This window comes from Kineothrix sp. MB12-C1 (genome assembly GCF_030863805.1).
Taxonomy (GTDB): Bacteria; Bacillota; Clostridia; order Lachnospirales; family Lachnospiraceae; genus Kineothrix.
Window position 1 is genome coordinate 3,797,869 of sequence record NZ_CP132957.1, and the last position, 22,527, is coordinate 3,820,395.

Sequence of the window (22,527 nt, forward strand, 5' to 3'; positions counted from 1 at the left end):
AATTTATTAATGTTTGTACTCAAGCTTAAAGAAAGCGAAGGTTATGGCAGGGATGTCGCAGCCTTTGCTTTCTTGTTTTTTATGTAATTAGAAAAGTTCTCCTAATATATAGAATGGACGAAGCACGCTTTTATTCTGCATGATTTTTCAAAATAAGGAAATAAATATAAAGATAGAAAGTAACTGTTCAGCAGGTCTGCACATTTACGATAGAAAATAGTTACCGATAAAGGAGATTAGAACTATGATTAATTCATGTTGGAAAATTACGAAAGTACATGGCAGGGAGATATTGGATTCTAGAGGGAATCCGACGGTAGAGGCGGAGGTAACGATAGAAGGAAGTATTGTAGGGCGGGCTGCAGTTCCTTCGGGAGCTAGTACCGGACGATTTGAAGCAGTGGAATTGAGGGATGGAGAGACTCGCTATTTCGGTCTTGGAGTACAAAGGGCGGTAAAGAATATCAATACGAAATTAAATGATGCATTAGTGGGACAAAATGTATTGGAACAGGGACTTATTGACCGCATTCTAATTGATACAGACGGTACGGAGAATAAGGAGAATCTCGGGGCTAACGCTACACTTGGCGTTTCTATGGCATGTGCAAGGGCTGCGGCACAGATTCTGGAACTTCCTCTTTATCGGTATCTGGGCGGTACACATACGAGATTGTTGCCGGTACCTATGATGAACATTCTAAATGGAGGAAAGCATGCAGCCAATACAGTGGATTTCCAAGAATTTATGATTATGCCGGTACAGGCGGAAAGTTTTGCGGATGGGCTCCGGATTTGTGCAGAGATCTATCACCACTTGAAAAAGCTGCTAAATGATAAAGACCTTTCTACAGGAGTAGGGGATGAAGGAGGTTTTGCTCCTGATTTACCGGATGCAAAATCCGTGTTATCGCTCATTGTAGAAGCTATTTCAGTGAGTGGCTATACTCCGGGAGAGGACATTAAGATTGCCCTCGACGTGGCAAGCAGTGAATTATATAATGAAAAAACAGGAATGTATCATTTCCCGGGAGAAAGTAAGCTTTCCGGAAATGAAGTGGTAAGGGATACCGCTGAGATGATTTCCTATTATGAAGAACTCATTGATCAGTTCCCCATTATTTCCATTGAAGATGGTCTTGCAGAAGATGATTGGGATGGATGGAAGGAATTGACGAAACGGCTAGGAGAGAAAGTACAGCTTGTAGGGGATGACTTGTTCGTTACTAATACGAAGCGTTTGGATGCGGGTATTAAGCTGCGTGTAGGTAATGCTATTCTGGTTAAGGTGAACCAGATAGGAACGGTGTCGGAAGCGATGGAAGCTATTGAGATGGCGCATAAAAATGCTTATCGCGCGGTGATTTCTCATCGTTCGGGGGAGACAGAAGATACGTTTATCGCGGATCTTGCGGTGGCAGTCAATGCAGGGCAGATTAAGACAGGTGCTCCCTGCCGTTCAGACCGAGTTGCGAAATATAACAGACTCCTTCGCATCGAGGAAGAGCTGGAAACAGTAGCAGCATACAAAGAGCCATTTAACAAAATATAGAGAAAAATCTAAAAATACTTGAAAATATAACCAGCATATGATAAACTAAAATCTGCTTGTATTAGGAGGTGTAGAAATGGAAGTTTTAAGAATTATATTGTTAGTAGCTTTTATTATAATATGCTTTGCTTTGGTTATATTAGTATTGATGCAGGAAGGTAAATCGGCAGGTTTAGGAGCCATCAGTGGCGCAGCGGAGACTTATTGGGGTAAGAACAAGGGGCGTTCTATGGAAGGAACTCTCGTTAAGATTACCAAGTATCTGGCAGCGGGCTTTATTGTGTTGGCAGCGATCTTAAATCTTAATGTATTTTAAGGATGATTACAAAAGCGCTCTTGCATATAACAAGGGTGCTTTTTTCATATTATGGGACAGATTTTGTTGTAGTTGATGATGAGAGTGAAGCGCATTTTTGTTCGATATGAGACACGGTTTTATTCTGAGAAGGTAAGTGAGGGACGATATGAATAGGGAATTATATGATAAAAGGAAGAATTTAATATGTGAACTTGTAGCGGATGAAATGTATGTTCCTATGAAAGAAAAAGAAATAGCAGCTTTTATGCAAGTGTCAAAGGAAGATAGAGAGGAATTTCATCAGATTCTGGAAGAACTTTTAGCCCAGAGCCGCCTGAGTCTTACTTCCAAAGGGAAGTATACCAAGCCGGATGAGAGAATTGTGACAGGAATCTTTATTAGCAATGCCAGAGGATTTGGCTTTGTTGAGGTAGAAGGCCGAGATGGGGATTTGTTTATTCCCGATACTAAGACAAATGGAGCTTTTCATAAGGATACGGTACAGGTAAGGCTTCTTCCGGGTGGGAAGGGAAAGCGCCAAGAGGCAGAAGTAATTAAGGTTCTTGCCCGTGGAATGACGCAGATTGTAGGTACATTCCAAAAGTCCAGGAATTTCGGATTTGTTTTACCGGATAATAGCAAGCTATCGGAAGATATCTTCGTTCCGTTGGAACGTTCTAAAGGGGCGGTAGATGGGCATAAAGTAGTGGTAGAACTTACTGGTTACGGCGATGAACAAAAAGGAAAGAAGCCGGAAGGAAAAGTTATCGAGATTCTGGGGCATATGAATGATCCGGGAGTGGATATCTTATCGATTGTAAGAAATTTCGAATTGCCTACAGGTTTTGAAGAGAAGGTATTGACGCAGGCAGAGCGTGTTGCTTCAGAAGTATCCGAGGCTGATATGCAGGGAAGAGAAGATTTGCGGAAGGTACAGATGGTAACGATAGACGGTGAAGATGCCAAAGACTTGGATGATGCAATCAGCATATCGAGGGAGGGAGATAATTACCTTCTTGGTGTTCATATTGCCGATGTTACCAATTATGTTCAGGAGAATTCAGCGTTAGACAGAGAAGCACTTAACAGAGGGACTAGCGTCTATTTGGTGGACAGGGTAATTCCAATGCTTCCCCATGTACTTTCTAATGGGATATGTTCCTTAAATCAAGGGGAAGATAGGCTGGCGCTTAGCTGCATTATGACAGTGAATTCCAAAGGTGAGGTAATCGATTACCGAATTGCAGAAACGGTTATCTGTATCGATCGACGGATGAGTTACACGAGCGTAAAGAAGATTCTTGAAGATAAGGATGAAGCGGAACGTGAAGAGCATAAAGAGTTTGTGCCTATGTTCGAACAGATGGAAGAACTCGCAGCTATTTTGCGGGAGAAAAGAAGGAAACGAGGCTCTATCGATTTTGATTTCCCTGAAACAAAAATTATATTGGACCAAGAAGGGCATCCGTTGGAGATAAAGCCCTACGACAGAAATACAGCGACGAAAATTATTGAAGACTTTATGCTTTTAGCGAATGAGACAGTAGCACAGCATTTTTACTGGCTCGATCTTCCTTTCGTTTATCGAATTCATGGCAATCCGGATCCGGAGAAGATTACGCAGCTCGGTATATTTATTCGTAACTTCGGGTATGGGCTTAAAGCCTCTAAGGACGAGATACACCCGAAAGAGATTCAGAAGTTATTAGGGAGAATTGAGGGAACGAAGGAGGAAATGTTAATTAGCAGACTTACCCTCCGAAGTATGAAGCAAGCAAAGTATTCCGTAGATTGTACGGGACATTTTGGGCTGGCTTGTCCCTATTACTGTCATTTTACATCTCCGATTCGTAGGTATCCGGATTTACAAATACACCGCATTATTAAGGAACAGCTTAGAGGGCGTCTAAAAGAAGAACGCACCTCCCATTATGAGGAGATTCTTCCCGGAGTGGCGGATCGTTCCTCTAAGATGGAGCGGCGTGCGGATGAGGCAGAGCGTGAGACCGATAAGTTAAAGAAAGCAGAATATATGGAGAAACATATCGGAGAGCAATTCGAAGGTGTGATTTCGGGTATTACAAGTTGGGGCATCTATGTGGAACTGCCCAATACGGTAGAAGGACTTATCCATGTATCTGAATTAGAAGGCGATTATTTCTATTACGATGAATTGAATTATGAGATGGTAGGAAGGGATTCGGGCAAACGCTATCGACTGGGAGAACGTATTGTGGTTATAGTGGATGGTACCGACCGCTTCACCAGAACGGTGGACTTCATACCTGCAGAGCAGGAAGAAGGGGTGTAGACCGTAAGAAAGGTATGGTGAGCAATATGGCAAAAGAGGCGATGAAATTAGTTGCAAATAATAAAAAGGCATATCACGATTATTTTATTGAAGAGAAATACGAAGCAGGTGTCGTCCTTCACGGAACGGAAGTAAAATCCATGCGTATGGGAAAGTGCAGTATCAAGGAGGCATTTATCCGTATTGAGAACGGGGAAATGTTCGCCTATGGAATGCATGTAAGCCCATATGAAAAGGGGAATATTTTCAACAAGGATCCTCTTAGAGTTAAAAAGCTATTGCTTCATAAACAGGAAATAAACAAACTGACCGGACAAATTGCGGAAAAGGGATATACCTTAATACCGCTACAGGTATATTTCAAAGATGGCTTGGCTAAAGTGGAAATCGGTTTAGCAAAAGGTAAGAAGTTGTACGATAAGAGGCAGGACATTGCTAAAAAGGATCAAAAAAGAGAAGTGGAGAAAGAAATGAAGATGAGGCTGCGAGGATAATACAAGGAAAAATATGATAAAATTACAATAAATTATAAGAAATGGAAGTAAAATCAGAATAAAATTATAAGGTATTGTATTGCGCGCCATACAGAACTGATATATAATGATGTAAGGATGGGGTCTGCATCTTCATCCGTTAATTTAATAGGGGATAGTAAAGGTTTCGACAGGGGTCTTGCAGCTGGAGAAGCTATCCGCAGGCGATGCGTCAAATCGCGAATATAAATATAAACGCTGAAGATAATTTAGCATACGCTGCCTAAAGGCAGCTGTCCGACTTAGTGCACCTACACATTAAGAACCGGGCATCGACTATGTAGGAAACGACACAGGTAAAGCTTTGAATCTGTGGGTGTATTATGAAGCTACTGAACACATTGGGGTGTCAATTTCCTGGTGTGGGAGGGAATGAGGGGTAACCCGAAATAATTGACTATGATAGTAGAAGGACAGGGAATGGGTCTTTGGACGCGGGTTCGATTCCCGCCTATTCCATCGTGGCGTGCCCTGAAATTAGATTTCAGGGCATTGTTATTTTGCAGGGGTTAATCATGAAAGTACAGAAGTGGAAGGTAATAATATGGGTAATCGGCATGTTCACCGTGCTGGGAATACCGATGTTAGTGCGGGCAGAAGAATTCTTGACACCGGAAGAAAAAGCATATATTGAAAGCAAAGAAATCGTGAAGGCATCAGCGATCAGCGGTGTGGCGCCAATGACTTATCTGGATGAAAACGGGGAGATTCAGGGGGTCGCTAAGTCAATATTCGATCAGGTTTCTGAGATGACAGGGCTTACATTTTCCTATGAATTGTATGATTCTACAGAGGAGACGCTCGCCAGTGATTATGATATTATTTTTTTTGCAGACAATCGGTATCTGCCGGAAGGCATGGTATGTTCCCGGACATATCTGAGAAGCGAGGCAATATTATACTTGAGGTCTTCGTTGAATGTAGATGAATTGAAGAATAAAAGATTTGCGATAGTAAAGGGTAGCAAGATTCCGGAAGGCGTAAATGAGGAACGGATAATTTATTATGATTCCCGAGAAGATAGTATAGATGCGGTGGCGAGCGGTGAGGCGGATTATGGTTATGGCAATTCTTATTCGGTTACTTATTATACTCGGAAAAATAACTATAAAAATATAATTATTGTTCCTACTGCTAAGGAAACGAGGGAATACTGTGCTGGTTTTGATGGGAATGATAAGATATTGGTTTCCATTATTAATAAGTCGTTAAAGGAAATTGGAGAGGAAAGAGTAAAGGAGTTAGTTTTAAAAGAGATATTGCAAGCGGAGAAGAAAGAAAGCTTTTCTTCGTTTATAGATTCTAATTCCAGATATATTTTAGCTGCGATTTTTTCCATATCTGTTGTTTTGCTTCTGTTTGTTTTCCTCTATGCCAGAAATCACCGTATATTAGTATTTAAGTCTGAGACAGATGGATTAACGCAAGTTTATAATGCGATAACTGTGAAGGAATTGGTATCGGAGAGTATAAAGGAAAAGAGAAAAGAAGAAAGAATCGATGCTCTCCTTATATTGGATTGTGATGACTTTAAGAATATTAATGATACGCTTGGCCATCTCTTTGGAGACAGAGTATTGGAACAAATTGGCGGATACTTGAAGCAAGTGTTTGGAAAAACAGTTATTATTGGACGCATAGGAGGCGATGAATTTCTGATTTATATGAAGGATATCCCTTCGCAAGAGGTTGTTTATAATAAATGCAAGGAATTAAGAACCCTTCTTCAAAGTAATGAAGATGGAATAGCCGTCACTGTAAGCGTTGGTGTAACTATTATTAAGAAAGAAACGGATTATGAGGAAGCCTTTCAAATAGTTGATGAGGCATTGTATCAGGCGAAAAGAAATGGAAAAGATAGTATCTTCCCGGATGATCGGAGAAGTTATTTGTAAGCATAAAGAAAAGAAGAAAAAGTACGTATTAGATGATGTGGAGATACAATGGGAATTATAGTTCGAGAATTTAGGATAGAAGATATCTTAGATATGATTGAAATTTGGAATGAAGTTGTCGAGGAAGGGATTGCTTTTCCGCAGATGGAATGTTTGAACGAAGAAACAGGTATCACCTTTTTTGAAGAACAATCTTTTACGGGGGTTGCTGTAGAAGAGGAGACTGGGAAGCTTGTCGGACTCTATATTTTACATCCGAATAATATTGGAAGGTGCGGACATATTTCCAATGCCAGCTATGCAGTGGCAGGGGGAGAGCGGGGTAAGAAAATCGGTGAGTTGCTAGTGTGTCACTGTATCGCACAGGCAAAAGAAACTGGATTCAAGATATTGCAGTTCAATGCGGTGGTAAGTTCAAATACAAGGGCGCTTCAGTTATATGAAAAGCTAGGATTTGTGCGATTGGGAATAATTCCGGAAGGATTTCTCATGAAAGATGGAAGCTATCAGGATATTGTCCCTCATTATATTAGTTTATAAAAGCTCTGCGAACAAATATGCGTGCTACACGTGCAGAACAAAAGCTGTGCCGTCAAAGTTTTGATGGCAGCCTTCCATAATCTTACAGTAGCGGGAGCTGGTGAAGCTGCTGCTGGAAACAGAGAAGCAGTATTATCTTAAATTTTTTTAGATTTCATACCTATACAAAAAAGTGCGCCCCCATATTCTGGAAGCGCACTTTCTTCATATTAGTCGTCTGGCTAATTCACTTGTCTGTCTTGTCTCGCTGATTTACATTTCCTCGGAAAGAGTAGCAGCAATCAAGCCATTGTTGTCTAACTTTGCGAGTTCCTTCACCTTATCAATGGAAAGTCCCATAGCTGCAGTAATCCGTTCGCCATATTCTGTATCCGCCAGATAGCAATGAACTGCATGGCGGTACTTCACATTGTTCGTAACCGGAGCGATATCGGCAGCAGTATTTCCAATGAGAAGCTGCTTCTTGTCTTCGCTAAGAATACGCCATAGATTACCACCTGCACGGAAGTTGTCATCAGTGGGATCATCCTTCGGATCATAACGCCACATAGCTCCTTCTACCTCGAGGGGAGGCTCAGAAACTTCTGGCTGGGCAGTCCAATAACCGTAACTGTTGGGGGAGTAAGCGGGTGCAGCACCATAATTTCCGTCAGTACGCATTGCGCCGTCACGGTGATATTCATTTACTTCTGTACGGGCACGGTTTACCGGAATATGATTGTGATTTACTCCCAGACGATAACGTTGAGCATCACCATATGCGAATAAACGTCCCTGTAAGAAGCGGTCAGGAGAAAAACCGATGCCCGGAACTACATGAGCGGGTGTAAAGGCAGCCTGCTCTACTTCTGCAAAATAGTTTTCAGGATTTCTGTTAAGTTCGAGTACACCTACCTGAATGAGCGGGAATTCTTTATGAGGCCATATTTTTGTGATATCAAAAGGATTCTCATAATGTTTTTTGGCTTGTTCTTCTGTCATGATCTGTACATACATCGTCCATTTCGGATAATCGCCTTTTTCGATCGCTTCAAAGAGATCTTTTCCGTGATGTTCGCGATCCATACCATTGATTTGAGCAGCTTCTTCATTGGTCAGACATTTGATTCCCTGATTGGTATGCAAGTGGAATTTACACCATACTCGTTCGTTTTCCGCATTATAGAAACTGAAAGTATGCTCTCCGAAAACATGCATATTGCGGAAGGAAGCAGGAATTCCACGATCGGACATAACAATAGTGCGCTGATGGAAGGTTTCCGGAAGAAGTGTCCAGAAGTCCCAGTTGTTCTGCGCGCTGCGGCGTCCGGTACGGGGATCGCGCTTTACGGCACGGTTTAAGTCGGAGAAGTTATGTACATCACGGATAAAGAAGGTAGGAGTGTTATTGCCGACAAGATCCCAGTTACCTTCTTCCGTATAGAATTTACAAGCAAAACCGCGGATATCTCTTTCACAGTCCGCTGCACCGCGTTCACCCGCAACGGTGGAGAAACGTACAAATACATCGGTCTTTTGCCCGGGCTGAAGTACCTTAGCCTTGGTGAACTGAGAAATATCTCCGGTAACAGTAAAGTTACCGTAAGCCCCCCAACCTTTGGCATGCATACGACGTTCAGGAATAACCTCACGGTTGAAGTGAGCCATTTTTTCCAGCAACCATACATCCTGCATTACGACAGGACCGCGGGAACCGACGGTAATGGCATTTTCATTATCGGCAACAGGAGCGCCGACCTCGTTTGTTAGCTTTTTGTACTGATCCATAAATTATCTCCTTTCATGTTTGTTATAATATGTAAAGTTTACAGTAGCGCATTTTAATAAAGGTTGGATAAAAGTTATCAGAAAGATAAAGCCATGATAAGAATCCATAAATAACAGCAAGTTTTCGGAAGCATCAGCATGCCGAGCTTTGGGTTTTTATTGGACCATAAAACTACGGGAAGATAAAATGCAAAGCTTAACAAAATAGCAAGCCACATGCCGTTTACTGCAGGTATGGCCCCTATATGAAAAGCGTATAAGGCGGATGTTGCGATGCCGAGGATAAAAAAGGGAATATTTCGATAAATGCCAAAACGGACGGGTGGATATCGGTCTGTCCAGCGATTTTGCGGCAATAAGCAAAGAAGAATACGCAAAACCGCAAGAATATAAATAAAAATAGAAAAGGAAATTCCTTTATCAGGTAAAAAGAGGAAAAGCCCGATTTGCCATAGTAACAAATAGAACAGGGTCATCGTAATGGAAGTGATTAATTTACCGATCCCCATCACTTTGGCAAAGCGTTTCTCTTGTCCGGTGAAAATAACAGCAATTCGAGGAATTAGATGAAAGGAATCTCCGGCAGCCAAAATCAAAGCCATAACCCCTGCAAGAGTACGAAGGGGTGTGACTGAGGAAGATATAAGATAAATGCCGATAAAAGCGGCAATTACTAAATAAAGAATATCGAAAACAGCCTCTATCCGGCCAAAAACCCGTGTTTTATTTTTCATTTTTTACGTTCTCCTTTTGGTTTAGCTATCCATAGAATATGCAGAGTGACACAACCTCCAATTAGGATAAGCAGAAGACTAAGCCAAAGCTGTTTTGTTAAAACCATCGTTAAAATTAGCATTCCCCATAAAGATATCAAGCTTTTGATTACCGTTTTGCGGGGGAGTCCACTTCCTTTTTGGTAGCTTTCTAAATATTCCCGGAAGAAAGAGACTTGCAGAACCCGTGCCCGAAGCTTCGGTGTGCCGCTCAAGCAGGCTGCCCCCAGAAGAACAAATGGTGTGGTGGGGAGTATAGGAAGGAATACGCCGATAAATCCTAAAGTCAAAAATAAGAAGCCGAATATAGTCAGGATAATGACGCGCATGCGCATAGAAAATACCTCTCTCTATTAATATTAAGATTCATTACTGTTAATATAAATTTATCTAAAAATACGTCATTTGTCAACAAATAAAAGTTATTTATTGGAATTATAATATACAAATAATAATTTATTACAAGTTATCTTAAATATGTTTAATAATAATGATATAATAAAAACTTAGAAAGGAAAGATAAGGAAGAAAACTATAAACAGAAATAATATATGCATTTATTATAATAAAAGTGATATAAGAAAGAGAGGAATTTTTATGAAAAAAATGAGTGGGGCGAAACTAATGATTGCGGGAATGGCGTTGTATACGCCACTGTTTTTGTGGCAGTCAATGGTGGGAGAGGTTGTTCCTGTTGTCTTTTATTGCTTTGCAATTCCATCCGGTCTACTGTTCATAGTAGGATTTATCTGGATGATGACGAAAAAGGATGAAGATCTGTATGATGAAATGGAACGGACAATGGAGGAAAAGGGATGCACATACAATCCCCACAATCATAAAAAAAGATGAAATTTAAATTCGTTGAATTTTGAAATACCACGTGTTATATTACAAGTAAATATTGATGACTGAGTATTGGAAGCTTTAAGAAACGAGGGGAAATGAATGGGGAAGCTTATGACGGACAAATTGTGAAAATGGGAACTCCTTGCCATATCATTGGGATACGGCAGGATATCAGGAAGAAAATAGGAAAGCAGCCGGGGGATACGGTGCATGTAACTTTTGCCGAAAGAACAAAATAGCCAAAGCTAATGATATTATTAAAATTACATCAGAATGAGGAACTGACATGGAAGATAAGAGCGAGTTAATAGTAAACGGGTATTATTTTAAAACTATGGAAGATGCAGAACTTGCCAGACAGGAAATGAAGAAGATTGAATATCTGGAAAGACATATGGATTATGAAAAGCCGGGGAATATGCTTTTAGTATATAAAAAGGCGGTAAAAGATTATATTTTTAAGACGCCTATTGGTTGGGAATATTTAAAGAAGCTTCAAGAAAAGCTGTATGAAAGTGAAGAATTCGGGACGGAAATTCCTCCTATCGGGCTATTTACTGTTTTTGCTTATCGTACGGTAGGTGAGACAAAAGCTACAACATCCCAGATAGATGTCAGAGAAAAGAAACAGCAAAAGAAAAAACTTACTATATCTGTCTGGTTGAATTCTGTATTGATAGTGGCAATAATTGCTATGTTTGTTATCACCTTAACGAGCGACCAACCTAATATTCTGAATTATGAAAAGGTACTGGTGAATAAATACGCAGCATGGGAACAGAATATATCAGAGCGTGAAAGTGTTGTCAGGGATAAGGAACGGGAACTGAGGATAGAAGAATAAGCTTCACAATTCCAACATATTTATTGATTATACTTAATTATTCAGTAGGTCTGCGCCTTTGCTGCGCTGACCGTAAGAAAACGTGGAAGAGTAAGTGAAAATTAGTTATGAGGAAGGGACGGCGAAGTAAAAATGGACAGGTTGAAAATTTTAGTTGTAGATGATGAAAGCAGGATGAGAAAGCTGGTAAAAGACTTTCTTCTGAAAAACAATTACGATGTACTGGAAGCGGAGGATGGAAGTGCTGCCCTGGATATTTTTTTCGAACAAAAGGATATTGCGTTAGTGATTCTGGATGTGATGATGCCCAAGGTTGATGGATGGGAAGTGTGCCGTGAAATCAGAGAATATTCCACAGTTCCTATTATTATGCTGACGGCAAAAACGGATGAACGGGATGAATTGCAGGGGTTTCAGATGGGCGTGGACGAATATATTTCCAAGCCTTTTAGCCCGAAAATTCTCGTAGCCAGAGTAGAAGCGATTTTACGCAGGACTAATCAAGTGAGCCTGGATGAAATTATGGAAGTTGGTGGCATTCAGCTTAATAAAGCAGCACATATCGTAATAATAGACAATAAAACAATCGACTTAAGCTACAAGGAATTTGAACTTCTTACTTATTTTATGGAGAACAAAGGAATTGCCCTTTCCCGGGAGAAAATATTGAATAATGTATGGAACTACGATTATTTTGGCGATGCAAGAACAATCGATACCCATGTGAAGAAACTGCGAAGTAAAATGGGTGAAAAAGGTGATCTGATTAAGACTATATGGGGAATGGGATATAAATTCGAGGCAGAATGAAAGGGCAATATAAATATGAAAAAATGGTGGCATGATAAGGTGGCTTATCAGATATATCCGAAAAGCTTTTATGATTCCAACGGAGACGGTATCGGTGATTTGCAAGGAATTATCAGTAAATTAGATTATTTGGAGAATCTGGGGGTGGATATTCTATGGCTTTCCCCTATTTTCTGTTCTCCATTAGCGGATCAGGGATATGATATATCCGATTATTATAATATAGACCCGAGATTCGGAACGATGGAGGATATGGAAGAGCTCATCGCAAAAGCGAAAGAGCGAAATATGTATATTCTGATGGATCTGGTAGTGAATCATTGCTCGGATGAACATGATTGGTTCCAAAAAGCGATTCAAGATCCCAGCGGTAAGTACGGTAACTATTTTTACATAGTGGATGCAAGGGATGGAAAGGCACCGACGAATTGGAGATCTTATTTTGGCGGAAGTGTTTGGGACAAGTTGCCTGGATGGGAAGACAAATACTATATGCACCTTTTTCATAAGAAGCAACCCGATTTAAATTGGGAGAATGGAGAAGTTCGGGAAGAAGTTTACAAAATGGTAAATTGGTGGCTGGATAAAGGGCTTGGAGGATTCCGCATCGACGCGATTATCAATATCAAGAAATCGTTTCCATTTAGAGACTATCCGATTGACCGGGATGACGGACTGAGTAAGATTCAGAATATGCTGGATGAAGCGAAAGGGATTGGTATATTTTTGAAAGAATTGCGCGATCGCACTTTCGCGCCTCACGATGCTTTTACAGTAGGTGAGGTATTCGATATCAATGAAGATGAAATACCTCAGTTTATTGGGAATGACGGTCACTTTTCTACAATGTTCGATTTTAACACGACAGTCATAGGAGATCATCAAAATGGTTGGTATGACCGTAGTGATGTAACTGCGAAAGAATATATAGAAGCGGTTTGCCGCAGTCAGAGCCGTGTGAAAAATATAGGGTTTTTATCCAATATCATTGAAAATCACGATGAACCGAGAGGTGTCAGTCGTTATCTTCCGGCAGATGGGTGCCATGATATGGGGAAAAAGATGCTGGCACTACTGACCTTTTTATTGAGAGGAGTGCCATTTATTTATCAGGGACAGGAAATCGGCATGGAAAATATGGAGTTTACATCCATTGATCAGATAGATGACATTTCGACGTTAGATGAATATAAGGTTGCTTTACATGCGGGCTTGTCAGAGAAGGAAGCGCTTCGGGCTGTGAACAAATACAGCCGTGATAATGCAAGAACACCTATGCAGTGGAATGCGGAGGAAAATGCAGGATTTACTACGGGTACACCATGGCTTGTAGTGAATCCTAAATATGAAAGAATTAATGTAGAAAGTCAATTGGCTAAGGATGATTCTGTATACGAGTTTTATCGAAAACTAATTGCTCTGCGCAAGAACCCGGAATGGAAAGATATATTGGTTTATGGAGATTTCATTTCCAGAGCCGAACCCGACAGAAATTTAATGGCATATCTGAGACAAGGTATGAAAGGAACGATTTTCGTTGCTGCGAATTATCAAATACAGCCACAGGAGGTAGATGTTCCGGGTAAGATTGCTTCTATATTATTATCCAATGATGATTGTGTGGATAGTAAGGATGGTAAGATTCATTTGAAAGGATATCAGGCAGTAGCGATAGAGGTTATTGTGTAGTTCATATGATACAGAAGGGATAGCGAAGCAGAAAAAATGAAATATTCGATTAAAAAACAATTTGCAGCTATTTTCATCGGCCTTATGGCAGCCACCATCGTGCTATGTTGGTTTATTAATAGTACTTTTTTGGGTGAATATTATCTGAACAATAAGAAGAATTCGCTCAAGGACGCTTATGCAGTTATCAACAAGGCAGCCAATGCTGGTAATATTCTGACAGAAGAATTCAGTATTCAGATACAGAAGATAGCCGAAAAATATAATATGAACTTAATCGTGCTGGATGCAGATTCCCGAATGAGAATTACGTTCAGTAGCGATCCGGATACAATGAGTCGGCGCTTATGGGATAACTTTTTCAATCTATCGGGCGATAATAACAATAATATTATATTAGAAGAAAGTGATTATTACTCGGTGCAAAGGATGACCGATTCCAGAACGATGACAGAATATATAGAGATGTGGGGTGTTCTTGATAATGGAAATATATTTCTGCTTCGAAGCGCGCTGGAAGGGATACAGGATAGTGTATCCATAGCTAATCGCTTTCTGGCATATGTAGGAATTGGGGCTGTTATTGTTAGTGGAGTTGTTATCCTGCTCGTATCGAGAAAGGTGACAGAACCGATATTAGAACTTGCAGATATTTCGGAACGAATGATACATCTTGATTTTGATGCAAAATATTATGGAAAAAGCAGAACGGAGATTGCTCTGCTTGGAAATAATATTAATGAATTGTCCAGCACTCTGGAGACGACAATATCGGAATTGAAAACAGCAAATAATGAATTGCAGAAAGATATCGAGAAAAAGAATGAAATTGATGAAATGAGAAAAGAGTTTTTATCCAATGTTTCTCATGAGCTGAAAACGCCAATTGCCTTGATTCAGGGATATGCGGAAGGTTTAAAGGAAGGCGTTACGGATGATGCGGAGAGTCGGGAATTTTATTGTGATGTCATTATTGATGAATCCAGTAAAATGAATGTAATGGTGAAGAAGCTGCTTACTTTGAATCAATTGGAGTTTGGAAATGATGTTGTGTCTATGGAACGTTTTGATATCTCGGCTTTAATAAGGAACTATATTCAATCGGCTGATATCCTAACGAGGCAGAAAGAAATAGCAGTTTATTTTAATGATGTGGAATCTATCTTTGTCTGGGGCGATGAATTCAAAACGGAAGAAGTGTTCGCTAATTATTTTAGCAATGCGATGAACCATGTATCCGGAGAGAAAATCATTGATATTAAGATAAGTAAGATAGAAGACAGAGTGCGAGTTTCTGTGTTTAATACAGGAGAGCAGATACCTGAGGAAAGCCTTGAACATCTATGGGATAAGTTTTATAAAGTGGATAAAGCGAGAACAAGGGAATATGGTGGAAGTGGTGTGGGTCTATCCATTGTAAAAGCCATTATGGAATCAATGAACCAGAAATGTGGTGTGATGAATTATGATAATGGTGTAGAATTTTGGTTTGAATTAGCAGCTCAGTGAACATGAGGGCTTTTCAGAATACCAAAGCTGTTGTATAATATATGGCAGAATGAGTGCTTTACTTACAAGAGTAGATGGGAGTCGACATGAGAAGAGGGAAAAAAATAGGGATTGTTTTACTGGCAATAGCATCTTTAACATTGACAGCATGCGGAGCTACAGTACCGGAGATGACAGAAGAAGAGAGCGCACAAGTAGTTGAATATGCAGCAGGGCTGTTATTAAAATATGATAAAAACTATAATGGCAGGTTGGTGGATGAGGAACTTTTGGCAGATACGCAGGAGGAACCGAAGCAACCGGAAGTAATAAAAGAAGAACCTGAGATGCCACAGGAAGAAGCTACTTCTGTAGATGCGGCTACTCAGGATGACTCTCAAGCGAGTAATAAAAGTGTGCAGGAGTTTTATGGAATAGAGGGCGTGGAAGTAATTTATAACGGGTTCGAGGTAAAAGATATTTATCCTGATTCGGAAGAGGAAGAAGTATATTTTGCAATGAATGCAGAACAGGGGAAGAAGCTCCTCATTCTAAATTTTGAGATGAAGAACATAACAGGGCAGAGCTTGGACATTGATATGGTTTCTAAAGGGGCTAAGTTTAAGCTGTCAATTAATGGAGGTGCTCCCAGATACGCGCTGACAACGATGCTTATGAATGATATGGCTACCTTTGCCGGAACGATTGAAGCAGGGGAGAGTGAAAATCTCGTATTAATCAGTGAAATATTGGAAGAAGAGGCAGGCTCTATATCCTCAGTTTCCTTAGTGATGAAATAGGCATTCGGCACACAGAATTAATAGCTGTGTGCTTTTTTCATTCTATATCAATATCCGGTAAAAATTATAAAAAAATATTTTGAAGAAAGGTGTTGACATTTGTTGAAAATTTGATTATACTAGCAAAGCACCTTGAGGGAAGAACAACAAACAAGGAGCTGCAAAAGAGCCATTCGGTGTGAATACGACGAACGGAATCGAAAAAAGAAAAAGTTTTAAAAAAGTTCAAAAAGGTATTGACTTTCCAAAATGCACATGATAAGATATCAAAGTTGCGTCTGAAACGAAAGACAAAACAAACCGAACTTAAGAAACACAGAACCTTGACAAGTAAACAGTAATGCAACCCTGAAAATTCTAAAACGGGCCTCTGCTTTTGCAGAAAGAGCCCAAAGAGAAAATTCAGAAGAACAACCTAAAAAACAGTAAAAGAATCGCACAAAAGCACCGCAAGGAGCAGATGTGAGATTACGGGAAAAAATTAGCAAGGATTTAAAGCCAAAGTTGATTTTGGACCGGGCAAACATGTGACATGCATGGGAGCAAATGCCAATTCGTAAGCGAAGCTTACTTCATTGAATTTACTCCTCAAATCATTTCATGGCATACCGAGTGCTGATGCGAGCATCAGACACGGCCTACCAGAAATGGCATGCATCGACGAATCTCAACATGAGAGTTTGATCCTGGCTCAGGATGAACGCTGGCGGCGTGCCTAACACATGCAAGTCGAACGGAGTTATATAACGGAAGTTTTCGGATGGAAGATATGTAACTTAGTGGCGGACGGGTGAGTAACGCGTGGGCAACCTGCCCTGTACCGGGGGATAACACTTAGAAATAGGTGCTAATACCGCATAAGCGCACAGCTTCGCATGAAGCAGTGTGAAAAACTCCGGTGGTACAGGATGGACCCGCGTCTGATTAGCTAGTTGGTGGGGTAGAGGCCCACCAAGGCGACGATCAGTAGCCGGCCTGAGAGGGTGACCGGCCACATTGGGACTGAGACACGGCCCAAACTCCTACGGGAGGCAGCAGTGGGGAATATTGCACAATGGGGGAAACCCTGATGCAGCGACGCCGCGTGAGTGAAGAAGTATTTCGGTACGTAAAGCTCTATCAGCAGGGAAGAAAATGACGGTACCTGACTAAGAAGCCCCGGCTAACTACGTGCCAGCAGCCGCGGTAATACGTAGGGGGCAAGCGTTATCCGGATTTACTGGGTGTAAAGGGAGCGTAGACGGCAGGGCAAGTCTGGAGTGAAAGCCCGGGGCTCAACCCCGGGACTGCTTTGGAAACTGCCTAGCTAGAGTGCAGGAGAGGTAAGAGGAATTCCTAGTGTAGCGGTGAAATGCGTAGATATTAGGAGGAACACCAGTGGCGAAGGCGTCTTACTGGACTGTAACTGACGTTGAGGCTCGAAAGCGTGGGGAGCAAACAGGATTAGATACCCTGGTAGTCCACGCCGTAAACGATGATTACTAGGTGTCGGGGCTTATAAGCCTTCGGTGCCGCAGCAAACGCAATAAGTAATCCACCTGGGGAGTACGTTCGCAAGAATGAAACTCAAAGGAATTGACGGGGACCCGCACAAGCGGTGGAGCATGTGGTTTAATTCGAAGCAACGCGAAGAACCTTACCAAGTCTTGACATCCCAATGACAGCATATGTAATGTATGTTCCCTTCGGGGCATTGGAGACAGGTGGTGCATGGTTGTCGTCAGCTCGTGTCGTGAGATGTTGGGTTAAGTCCCGCAACGAGCGCAACCCTTATCTTTAGTAGCCAGCAGTAAGATGGGAACTCTAGAGAGACTGCCGGGGATAACCCGGAGGAAGGTGGGGATGACGTCAAATCATCATGCCCCTTATGATTTGGGCTACACACGTGCTACAATGGCGTGAACAGAGGGAAGCGAAGGGGTGACCTGGAGCAAATCCCAAAAAACACGTCTCAGTTCGGATTGTAGTCTGCAACTCGACTACATGAAGCTGGAATCGCTAGTAATCGCGAATCAGAATGTCGCGGTGAATACGTTCCCGGGTCTTGTACACACCGCCCGTCACACCATGGGAGTCGGAAATGCCCGAAGTCTGTGACCTAACCCTCATCGGTAAGCATGACCGTATCAGGAGATAACGAAAGGAACAAAGAGAGTTTCGTTATATTCGAGAAAAAAGATACGTGCCGGTCGTGCTCAGCGATGAGGGGAGGAGCAGCCGAAGGCAGGTCTGATAACTGGGGTGAAGTCGTAACAAGGTAGCCGTATCGGAAGGTGCGGCTGGATCACCTCCTTTCTAAGGAAGAAGAAGTAGGGGTTGCATTACTGTTTAGCTGTTGAGGAAGCGGGAGATTTATAAAAGAGGATCCTGCTGTGATTGGCACCTCGAGACGAAAGTCTCTCGGTCGCGTCAGAGACGCTCATAAATTTAAGAGAAAAAGTCTGAGAAAGTACGCTTTCTCATCCATCTCTCCTTAAATTTACAATCACAGTCTAATCAAGATTAGACTTATTAACGCGAAGAATATCTGGTGGCGATGCGCTTAGGGGAGACACCCGTTCTCATCCCGAACACGAAGGTTAAGACTTAAGCGGCCGATGGTACTATGCTGGAGACGGCATGGGAGAGCAGGTGGCTGCCAGATCTAAAAAAAAGGGCTTATAGCTCAGCCGGTTAGAGCGCACGCCTGATAAGCGTGAGGTCGGTGGTTCGAGTCCACTTAAGCCCAGTGAAGAAAAGAAAAAATAAAGATAAATCATGAGTGCATGATAAGAAAGTCTTTCTCATGATACTCATAGGGGATTACCCAAGAACCGGAAACGGGGGCATAGCTCAGTTGGGAGAGCACCTGCCTTGCAAGCAGGGGGTCGAGAGTTCGAATCTCTCTGTCTCCATTACCGGAAGGACTATTTATGATAGGAGTTCCGGGACAGGACGCAGCACTTAAGTCTGTCTGAAAAGACAAAAGGAAGTGCCAAAGACCTGCAAGACCGTACCTTGAAAACCGAATACCAAAAAACAATCAAGTATCAAAGACATCCGAGGTCCATCGTGATGCAAGTCATGATGGCCGAACAAATGAGTTTTAAACTCAAATAGATTTACCTTCTGATGAAAGAGTAAAGAACACTCTCCGTCAGAAGAGCTGAAATGATAGATCGGTCTACGGACCGGTGTATGAGGACAGCGGACCAGCCGAGGACATCACGCTAGATGTCCGGTAAGAAAGAGGGGAGGGCACTCATAGAGTGCAGGAAGCTCTGACTTATTAAGGTTAAGCAAGAAAGAGCACAGGGAGGATGCCTTGGCACTGAGAGCCGAAGAAAGACGTGATAAGCTGCGAAAAGCTGCGGGGAGGAGCAAATATCCTATGATCCGCAGATATCTGAATGGGGAAACCCACATAAGAAGACCTTATGTATCCTTACGTAAATACATAGCGTAAGGAAGGGAACCCGGTGAACTGAAACATCTAAGTAGCCGGAGGAGAAGAAAACAACCGTGATTTCCGAAGTAGCGGCGAGCGAACCGGAAAGAGCCCAAACCGGAGTGCGTGCACTCCGGGGTTCGGACTGCATAGTCTGATTCGAAGAAGGAAGCAGAATGGTCCTGGAAAGACCAGCCAGAGAGGGTGAAAGCCCCGTAAGCGAACCCGGAAGCGACAGCGCAGGATCCAGAGTACCACGAGACACGAGAAACCTTGTGGGAATGAGCGGGGACCACCCCGTAAGGCTAAATACTCCTCAGTGACCGATAGTGTATAGTACTGTGAAGGAAAGGTGAAAAGGACCCCGGGAGGGGAGTGAAAGAGAACCTGAAACCCTGTGTTTACAAGCTGTGGGACCACGTTAAGGTGGGACCGCGTACTTTTTGTAGAACGGTCCGGCGAGTTGCGGATACTGGCAAGGTTAAGCACTTAAGGTGTGGAGCCGAAGGGAAACCGAGTCTTAACAGGGCGCCAAACGTCAACTTAGTTGACGCCATAGTCAGTATGTGCAGACCCGAAACCGGGTGATCTATCCATGTCCAGGTTGAAGTTGCCGTAAAAGGCAATGGAGGACCGAACCCACATCCGTTGAAAAGGGTGGGGATGAGGTGTGGATAGGGGAGAAATTCCAATCGAACCCGGAGATAGCTGGTTCTCCTCGAAATAGCTTTAGGGCTAGCCTCGTATGAATCTGGCGGAGGTAGAGCACTGAATACCCTAGGGGGCGTCAAAGCTTACCGAAGGTTATCAAACTCCGAATGCCGTACAGATGTTATACGGGAGTCAGACTGCACGAGATAAGTTGGGCAGTCAAAAGGGAAAGAGCCCAGACCTACAGCTAAGGTCCCAAAGTGTGTGTTAAGTGGAAAAGGATGTGGGATTTCAAAGACAACTAGGATGTTGGCTCAGAAGCAGCCATCCATTCAAAGAGTGCGTAATAGCTCACTAGTCGAGAGGTCCTGCGCCGAAAATGTCCGGGGCTGAAACACACCACCGAAGCTTAGGAAGCATGCGTAAGGCATGCTTGGTAGAGGAGCATTGCTGAAGCGAAGAAGCGGTACCGTGAGGAGCCGTGGAGTTTCAGGAAGAGAGAATGCCGGAATGAGTAGCGAGAAAGAGGTGAGAATCCTCTTGGCCGAATATCCAAGGATTCCAGGGTAAAGCTGATCTGCCCTGGGTAAGTCGGGGCCTAAGGCGAGGCAGAAATGCGTAGTCGATGGATAACAGGTGGAAATTCCTGTACTGCAGGATGACAGAACTGTAGGGACGCATGTGGAAAGCATGGGCCGGAAAAGGAAAAGCCGGTGCAAGCGAAGTAGGAGATAAGGAGGCAAATCCCCTTATCGATCCAAAGGCGTGATGCGGAGCGAAATGAAGTAGCGAAGCATGCGGGCCATGTGCCAAGAAAAGCTGCTATTGTTCGTCCTGTACCCGTACCGTAAACCGACACAGGTGGATGAGGAGAGAATCCTAAGGCCGGCGGGAGAAGCATTGTTAAGGAACTCGGCAAAATGACCCCGTAACTTCGGGAGAAGGGGTGCCCCAGAGATGGGGCCGCAGAGAATAGGCTCAAGCAACTGTTTAGCAAAAACACAGGTCTATGCAAAACCGGAAGGTGAAGTATATGGGCTGACGCCTGCCCGGTGCTGGAAGGTTAAGAGGAGAGGTCAACTAACGTGAAGCCTTGAATTTAAGCCCCAGTAAACGGCGGCCGTAACTATAACGGTCCTAAGGTAGCGAAATTCCTTGTCGGGTAAGTTCCGACCCGCACGAAAGGCGTAATGATTTGAGCGCTGTCTCAACAATGCACCCGGTGAAATTGAAGTACCAGTGAAGATGCTGGTTACCTGCGCCAGGACGGAAAGACCCCATGGAGCTTTACTCCAGCTTGATACTGGGATTCGATGCTGTATGTACAGGATAGGTGGGAGGCAAAGAAGTAGAGACGCCAGTCTCTATGGAGCCGCTGTTGGGATACCACCCTTACCGTATTGGATTTCTAACCGAGAGCCATGAAACTGGTTCCGGGACAATGTCTGGCGGGGAGTTTGACTGGGGCGGTCGCCTCCGAAAGGGTATCGGAGGCGCTCAAAGGTTCCCTCAGAATGGTCGGAAACCATTCGCAGAGTGCAAAGGCATAAGGGAGCTTGACTGTGACACCGACGGGTGGAGCAGGTAGGAAACTAGGACTTAGTGATCCGGTGGTATAACGTGGGATTGCCATCGCTCAACGGATAAAAGCTACCCTGGGGATAACAGGCTTATCACTCCCAAGAGTTCACATCGACGGAGTGGTTTGGCACCTCGATGTCGGCTCATCGCATCCTGGGGGGCTGTAGAAGGTCCCAAGGGTTGGGCATTCGCCCATTAAAGCGGTACGCGAGCTGGGTTCAGAACGTCGTGAGACAGTTCGGTCCCTATCCGGCGCAGGCGTAGGATATTTAAGAGGAGCTGTCCTTAGTACGAGAGGACCGGGATGGACGGACCGCTGGTGTATCTGTTAGGTACCAGACCTATGGCAGAGTAGCCAAGTCCGGCAGGGATAAACGCTGAAGGCATCTAAGCGTGAAGCCCCCCTCAAGATGAGATATCCCCATGAATTAATCATGGTAAGACCCCTTGTAGAGCACGAGGTAGATAGGCTTAAGGTGGAAGCGTAGCAATACGTGCAGCTGATAAGTACTAATCGGTCGAGGGCTTATCCTTATAGGCTGGGATAAAGAGTGGAGAACACTCTTACAAAAGAAGAAAAAACGGATGAAAAGATATGAGAGAGTGAAAGGACCGGAAGATGGAAGCATAAGAAGGTCTGTAGGTATTCGGTTTTGAGGGTATGAATTCTTGAAAATGTTATTATATAGAATGAAGAGAGAGGCTATCACGTTTTGTGA

General features: G+C 42.9%; 16 protein-coding genes, 2 tRNA genes, 3 rRNA genes and 1 other RNA gene. 19 read left to right on the forward strand and 3 right to left on the reverse strand.

Translation table 11 applies throughout. The features are described from left to right. Window positions 1-244 precede the first annotated feature (244 nt). The 7 genes from eno to RBB56_RS17525 all read left to right on the forward strand — a co-directional run bounded on the left by eno (window position 245) and on the right by RBB56_RS17525 (window position 7,129). Window positions 245-1,552 carry a phosphopyruvate hydratase gene (eno, locus tag RBB56_RS17495; protein WP_306720235.1) on the forward strand — a complete coding sequence of 436 codons (1,308 nt, stop codon included), beginning with the start codon at window positions 245-247 and terminating at the stop codon, window positions 1,550-1,552. A 76-nt stretch (window positions 1,553-1,628) separates the two neighbouring features. Beyond that, complete coding sequence (gene secG / locus RBB56_RS17500) at window positions 1,629-1,868, forward strand: preprotein translocase subunit SecG (RefSeq protein ID WP_306720236.1); 240 nt, start codon at window positions 1,629-1,631, stop codon at window positions 1,866-1,868. Window positions 1,869-2,016: 148 nt separating this feature from the next. Then, entirely contained in the window at window positions 2,017-4,161 is a 2,145-nt protein-coding gene (gene rnr, locus RBB56_RS17505) for a ribonuclease R (protein ID WP_306720237.1), read from the forward strand. Between the two features lie 26 nt (window positions 4,162-4,187). Further along, window positions 4,188-4,655 carry an SsrA-binding protein SmpB gene (gene smpB, locus RBB56_RS17510; protein ID WP_306722207.1) on the forward strand — a complete coding sequence of 156 codons (468 nt, stop codon included), beginning with the start codon at window positions 4,188-4,190 and terminating at the stop codon, window positions 4,653-4,655. A 151-nt stretch (window positions 4,656-4,806) separates the two neighbouring features. Further along, window positions 4,807-5,156, forward strand: a transfer-messenger RNA (tmRNA) gene (gene ssrA, locus RBB56_RS17515). Between the two features lie 53 nt (window positions 5,157-5,209). Further along, complete coding sequence (locus RBB56_RS17520) at window positions 5,210-6,589, forward strand: transporter substrate-binding domain-containing diguanylate cyclase (RefSeq protein ID WP_306720238.1); 1,380 nt, start codon at window positions 5,210-5,212, stop codon at window positions 6,587-6,589. Window positions 6,590-6,637: 48 nt separating this feature from the next. After that, window positions 6,638-7,129: a GNAT family N-acetyltransferase gene (locus tag RBB56_RS17525; RefSeq protein ID WP_306720239.1), complete on the forward strand. Its 492-nt coding sequence runs from the start codon at window positions 6,638-6,640 to the stop codon at window positions 7,127-7,129. Window positions 7,130-7,381: 252 nt separating this feature from the next. Here RBB56_RS17525 and RBB56_RS17530 read toward each other — a convergent pair whose 3' ends face one another. The 3 genes from RBB56_RS17530 to RBB56_RS17540 all read right to left on the reverse strand — a co-directional run bounded on the left by RBB56_RS17530 (window position 7,382) and on the right by RBB56_RS17540 (window position 9,998). Further along, on the reverse strand, window positions 7,382-8,896 hold the full coding sequence (locus tag RBB56_RS17530; protein WP_306720240.1) for a catalase: 1,515 nt from the start codon (window positions 8,894-8,896) through the stop codon (window positions 7,382-7,384). A 77-nt stretch (window positions 8,897-8,973) separates the two neighbouring features. Then, on the reverse strand, window positions 8,974-9,630 hold the full coding sequence (locus RBB56_RS17535) for a hypothetical protein (protein WP_306720241.1): 657 nt from the start codon (window positions 9,628-9,630) through the stop codon (window positions 8,974-8,976). Further along, complete coding sequence (locus RBB56_RS17540; protein WP_306720242.1) at window positions 9,627-9,998, reverse strand: YbaN family protein; 372 nt, start codon at window positions 9,996-9,998, stop codon at window positions 9,627-9,629. The genes RBB56_RS17535 and RBB56_RS17540 overlap by 4 nt, the downstream gene beginning before the upstream one ends. Window positions 9,999-10,266: 268 nt before the next feature. Between RBB56_RS17540 and RBB56_RS17545 the strand changes: the two genes are divergently transcribed. From RBB56_RS17545 to RBB56_RS17600, 12 genes are all read left to right on the forward strand, one after another. Next, entirely contained in the window at window positions 10,267-10,521 is a 255-nt protein-coding gene (locus RBB56_RS17545; protein WP_306720243.1) for a hypothetical protein, read from the forward strand. Window positions 10,522-10,613: 92 nt separating this feature from the next. Then, window positions 10,614-10,757 (forward strand): DUF1905 domain-containing protein, encoded by a 144-nt coding sequence (locus RBB56_RS17550; protein ID WP_442905412.1) that lies wholly within the window; start codon window positions 10,614-10,616, stop codon window positions 10,755-10,757. Window positions 10,758-10,804: 47 nt separating this feature from the next. Then, complete coding sequence (locus RBB56_RS17555; RefSeq protein ID WP_306720244.1) at window positions 10,805-11,362, forward strand: hypothetical protein; 558 nt, start codon at window positions 10,805-10,807, stop codon at window positions 11,360-11,362. A 132-nt stretch (window positions 11,363-11,494) separates the two neighbouring features. Then, window positions 11,495-12,172 (forward strand): response regulator transcription factor, encoded by a 678-nt coding sequence (locus RBB56_RS17560; protein WP_306720245.1) that lies wholly within the window; start codon window positions 11,495-11,497, stop codon window positions 12,170-12,172. Between the two features lie 15 nt (window positions 12,173-12,187). Continuing rightward, window positions 12,188-13,861: a glycoside hydrolase family 13 protein gene (locus RBB56_RS17565; RefSeq protein ID WP_306720246.1), complete on the forward strand. Its 1,674-nt coding sequence runs from the start codon at window positions 12,188-12,190 to the stop codon at window positions 13,859-13,861. Between the two features lie 36 nt (window positions 13,862-13,897). Then, the gene (locus tag RBB56_RS17570; RefSeq protein ID WP_306720247.1) at window positions 13,898-15,370 is read left to right on the forward strand and encodes a sensor histidine kinase; all 1,473 of its coding nucleotides are present in this window, start codon (window positions 13,898-13,900) and stop codon (window positions 15,368-15,370) included. An 86-nt stretch (window positions 15,371-15,456) separates the two neighbouring features. Continuing rightward, window positions 15,457-16,149 (forward strand): hypothetical protein, encoded by a 693-nt coding sequence (locus RBB56_RS17575; protein WP_306720248.1) that lies wholly within the window; start codon window positions 15,457-15,459, stop codon window positions 16,147-16,149. A gap of 668 nt (window positions 16,150-16,817) precedes the next feature. Continuing rightward, window positions 16,818-18,444: ribosomal RNA gene (locus RBB56_RS17580) — 16S ribosomal RNA — on the forward strand. Between the two features lie 231 nt (window positions 18,445-18,675). After that, window positions 18,676-18,793: ribosomal RNA gene (gene rrf, locus RBB56_RS17585) — 5S ribosomal RNA — on the forward strand. 10 nt (window positions 18,794-18,803) lie between these two features. Further along, a tRNA-Ile gene (locus RBB56_RS17590) sits at window positions 18,804-18,877 on the forward strand. Window positions 18,878-18,970: 93 nt separating this feature from the next. After that, a tRNA-Ala gene (locus RBB56_RS17595) sits at window positions 18,971-19,043 on the forward strand. A gap of 378 nt (window positions 19,044-19,421) precedes the next feature. Next, window positions 19,422-22,342, forward strand: a 23S ribosomal RNA gene (locus RBB56_RS17600). The 16S, 23S and 5S rRNA genes sit together here with 2 tRNA genes alongside, the layout of an rRNA operon. The last annotated feature ends 185 nt before the right edge of the window (window positions 22,343-22,527 follow it).